Below are 3,833 nucleotides of genomic sequence, written 5' to 3'. Positions count from 1 at the left end.
GTCCGCAGGACCAGACCGCCGACCGCCACCGGGTCCAGCACCCACGGGGTGCCGGCGGCGCGGGCGGAGGCGATCGCGGCGTGCATGCCCTCGACCTGCTCGGCCGTCGGGTTGCCCACGTTGATGAGCACGCCGGAGGCGATGGCGGCGAAATCGGAGGCCTCGTCGGGGTGGTCGACCATCGCGGGCGCCGCCCCGGCGGCGAGCAGCACGTCCGCGGTGATCTGCCGGACCACCGAGTTGGTCAGGCAGTGCACGAGCGGGCCGGTCTCGCGCATCACGGACACGAGGCGGGCGAGGTCGACGGGACGGCCGGCGGGGCTGTCGGGGCTGTCGGTGGGGCGGTCAGCGGGGCGGTCAGCAGCGGGGGACATGCCCCCCAGTCTGCCGCCCCCGCCCGGGCGCCAACAGGAATAGCCTGCCGGGGGCCCGGGTTGCACGGGGCATGACCTCCCCCGAGACCAGCTCCCCCCAGTCCAGTGCCGCCCTGCCTCTGTCCGTCATCGACTTCGCGACCGTCCGCCCCGGCCAGAGCATCGGGGAGGGACTGCAGGATTCGGTGGCGCTGGCGCAGAAGGCGGAGGAACTGGGCTACGAGCGGGTCTGGTACTCCGAGCACCACAACATGCCGTCCATCGCCTCCTCGGCGCCGGCGGTACTCATGGCGCACATCGCCTCGCAAACCGAGCGGATCCGGCTCGGCTCCGGCGGCGTGATGCTGCCCAACCACTCGCCGATCGTGATCGCCGAGCAGTTCGGCACCCTCGCCGAGCTACACCCCGGACGCATCGACCTCGGCCTGGGGCGCGCCCCCGGCACCGACCCGCAGACCCTGCGTGCGCTGCGCCGCGAACCGTCGGCGGCGGAGAACTTCCCCGACGACGTCCGCGAACTGCAGGCGTTCCTCGGCGACTCGCCCTCCGACTTCGCCCGCACGCGCGGGATCGCGGCCATCCCCGGGCGGGGCACCAAGGTGCCGCTGTACATCCTCGGTTCGTCCCTGTTCGGCGCGCAGCTCGCCGCCGCCTACGGGCTGCCGTACGCGTTCGCCTCGCACTTCGCGCCCGACGCCCTCGAACAGGCCTCGCAGGTTTACCGCGAGCGCTTCCAGCCCAGCGAGCAGCTGGCCGAGCCGTACATGATCGCCGCCGTCAACGTGGTGGCCGACGACGACACCGAGCGGGCCGAACGCGAACTGCAGTGGTACCGCCGCCAGCGGGTCAAGCTCATGGCCGGCCGCGGACGCGAGTTCTCCGACGAGGAACTCGACATGATCATGGAGTCCGCCGGCGGTCGCCAGATCCTGCACATGATCCACTACACGGCGGTCGGCGACGGGCCGGCGGTGCGCGAGTACCTCACCGACTTCGCGCGCACGGCGGGGGCCGACGAACTGATGATCGCGCCGGTGGGATCGACGGTCGAGCGGATCCACGGCTCCCTGGAAGTGTTGCGCCGCGCCTGGAGTGACTGACGCCGGTCGGATCGGGTGCCCTTGATCACGAAAGCAGGGCGGCCGGACCCGCAGCCGTAGCCGCGGGCACCCGAACCGGCCTATCCTGAACTCATGGCGATCTCCGATGTCGGCGAATACGCCCACCTCAGCTCCGATCAGATAGAGGAGCTCGGGCGGGAGCTCGACGCTGTCCGCGCCGAGGTCATCGCCTCCCGCGGTGAGCGCGACTACCGCTACATCCACAGCATCATCAAACTCCAGCGAGGCCTGGAGTTCGGTGCCCGCGCGCTGCTGTACCTCGGCGCCCGCAACCGCACCGTGTGGGCCCTCGGGACCGGCACACTCGCCGTGGCCAAGATCCTCGAGAACATGGAACTCGGCCACAACATCATGCACGGCCAGTGGGACTGGATGAACGATCCGGAGATCCACTCGACCAACTGGGAGTGGGACCTCGTCGGCAGCTCCGCCGACTGGAAGCACACCCACAACTACCTGCATCACAAGTACACCAACATCGTCGGCATCGATGACGACGTCGGGTTCGGTGTCCTGCGCGTGACCCGGGACATCCCCTGGGAGCCCCGGTTCGCCGGGAACATCCTCGTCAACGCCGTCCTCATGCTCGGCTTCGAGTGGGGCATCGGCCTGCAGGCGGTCGACACGGCCGACGCGTTCGACCGCGACGCGTCCCCGGCCGACCGCCGCCGGGCCAGCGCGTTCCTGCGCAAGGCCGGCCAGCAGATCCTCAAGGACTACATCCTGTTCCCGGTGCTCGCCGGACCGAGCGGCCGCCAGGCCCTCACCGCCACGATCACGGCCAACATCATCCGCAATATCTGGACCAACGCCGTGATCTTCTGCGGGCACTTCCCCGACGGCGCCGAGAAGTTCACCCTGTCGGACATCGAGACCGAGACGCAGGCGGAGTGGTACCTGCGGCAGATGCTCGGCAGCGCCAACCTCGACGGCGGCCCGGCGATGAACCTCATGTCCGGCAACCTGTCGTTCCAGATCGAGCACCACATGTTCCCGGACCTGCCGTCCAACCGGTACTCGGAGATCTCGCTCAAGGTCCGCGAACTGTGCGAGCGATACGACCTGCCGTACGTCAGCGGGCCGCTGTGGAAGCAGTACCTGCAGTCGTGGCGCACCATCGCGCGGCTGTCCCTGCCGGACCGCTACCTGCGCCGCACCGCCGACAACGCCCCGGAGACCCGCAGCGAGAAAATGTTCGCCCTCGGGCCGCGCATGCCCGGCCTGGCCACTGCGCTGGCCGGGGTCCGGAAGGGACGCGCCCACCAGAGCCGCTGACCCCCGGTGACAGAATGACCGCATGTCGCTGACGAACATGTTGGAGGCCGCTGCGCGCGGCGGGACCGTCGAGGTCGAGCAGGGTTGGACGCAGGGCAGGGCGATCTTCGGGGGCCTGACCGGCGCCCTGCTGCTCGCCGCGATGAAGGGGTGCCTGCGCAGCCGGGACACCGGAGACGGCTCGGCCCCCGTCGTCCACCCACTGAGGGCAATCACCGTGTCGTTCATCGGCCCCGCGACGACCGGCCCCGTCGAGGTCGACGCCGAGATCCTGCGCGTGGGCTCCAACGTCGTCCAGTGCCAGGCGACCGTTCGGCAGGAGGGCGCGATCGTCGCGACCGCGCTGGCCGCGTTCGGCAAGCACCGGCAGTCGTCGATCTCGGTCGCGCCCGCCCATCCGATGCCGGCGCTGGGCGATCCGACGGCGATCGAGGCGTTCCCCTACATCGAGAAGCTGACGCCGGAGTTCTACCAGTTTGTCGAGCTGCGGCAGGTCGGCGGCCAGTTGCCGTTCTCCGGTTCCGAGACGGCCGACCTGTCCGGGTGGGCGTCGCTGCGCGAGACTCCGGAGCGGTTCGAGGAGGAGCACCTGGTGGTGTTGGCCGACGCGTGGCCGCCGGCTCCCATCCAGATGCTCGACGGGTTCGCGCCCGGCAGCAGCCTGACGTGGACGCTGGAGCTGATCGCCGAGGTGGGCCCGGAGGCGTTCCCGGCCGACTCTATGCTCGGATACGCCGCCGCCACCGATACCGCCCGTGACGGCTACGCGCACACCCACGCGATGCTGTGGCGGCCGGACGGCGAGCTGGTGGCGATCAGCCGGCAGACCATCACAGTCTTCGGCTGACCGGCGCCCCAACGCAAAAATCCGCTATTCGAAATCCGGATCGGCTAGTCCGATTGGAGTAGCCGATCCGGATTCCGAGTAGCGGATTTCCGGGAGGGGAGGGGAGGGGAGGGGAGGGGTGCCTCCCCTCAGGTCAGCCGGCGGTGCGGGTGGAGCGGCGACGCTGGTCGCTGCGGGGCCGCCCGGCCGCCTGGCCCACCGACTGGCGGGCGCCGG

At 70.4% G+C, this 3,833-nt stretch carries 4 protein-coding genes; 3 read left to right on the top strand and 1 reads right to left on the bottom strand.

Translation table 11 applies throughout. The features are described from left to right. Positions 1-278, bottom strand: a 278-nt coding sequence (locus G6023_RS03950) for a hydroxyethylthiazole kinase (protein ID WP_241727671.1), incomplete at its 3' end; no start/stop codon positions are given. Between the two features lie 167 nt (positions 279-445). On the opposite strand from G6023_RS03950, the gene G6023_RS03945 reads away from it, so the two are divergent. The 3 genes from G6023_RS03945 (at position 446) to G6023_RS03935 (ending at position 3,617) form a co-directional block, all read left to right on the top strand. Continuing rightward, positions 446-1,474 (top strand): LLM class flavin-dependent oxidoreductase, encoded by a 1,029-nt coding sequence (locus G6023_RS03945; RefSeq protein ID WP_154830143.1) that lies wholly within the window; start codon positions 446-448, stop codon positions 1,472-1,474. A gap of 93 nt (positions 1,475-1,567) precedes the next feature. After that, positions 1,568-2,770 (top strand): fatty acid desaturase family protein, encoded by a 1,203-nt coding sequence (locus tag G6023_RS03940; RefSeq protein WP_182634144.1) that lies wholly within the window; start codon positions 1,568-1,570, stop codon positions 2,768-2,770. Between the two features lie 22 nt (positions 2,771-2,792). Further along, positions 2,793-3,617, top strand: coding sequence for a thioesterase family protein (locus G6023_RS03935; protein WP_182634143.1), 825 nt, complete (start codon positions 2,793-2,795; stop codon positions 3,615-3,617). Positions 3,618-3,833: the final 216 nt, after the last annotated feature.

Source organism: Dietzia sp. DQ11-71 (assembly GCF_014144995.1).
In the GTDB taxonomy this organism is placed as follows: Bacteria; Actinomycetota; Actinomycetes; order Mycobacteriales; family Mycobacteriaceae; genus Dietzia; species Dietzia kunjamensis.
This window is presented reverse-complemented; position numbering and strand designations above follow the sequence as displayed.

What these genes read in the sequence shown, in the direction of transcription:
- G6023_RS03940 (WP_182634144.1), top strand. Translation starts at nt 1,568, where the DNA reads ATGGCGATCTCCGATGTCGGCGAATACGCCCACCTCAGCTCCGATCAG.
- G6023_RS03935 (WP_182634143.1), top strand. Translation starts at nt 2,793, where the DNA reads ATGTCGCTGACGAACATGTTGGAGGCCGCTGCGCGCGGCGGGACCGTC.
- G6023_RS03945 (WP_154830143.1), top strand. Translation starts at nt 446, where the DNA reads ATGACCTCCCCCGAGACCAGCTCCCCCCAGTCCAGTGCCGCCCTGCCT.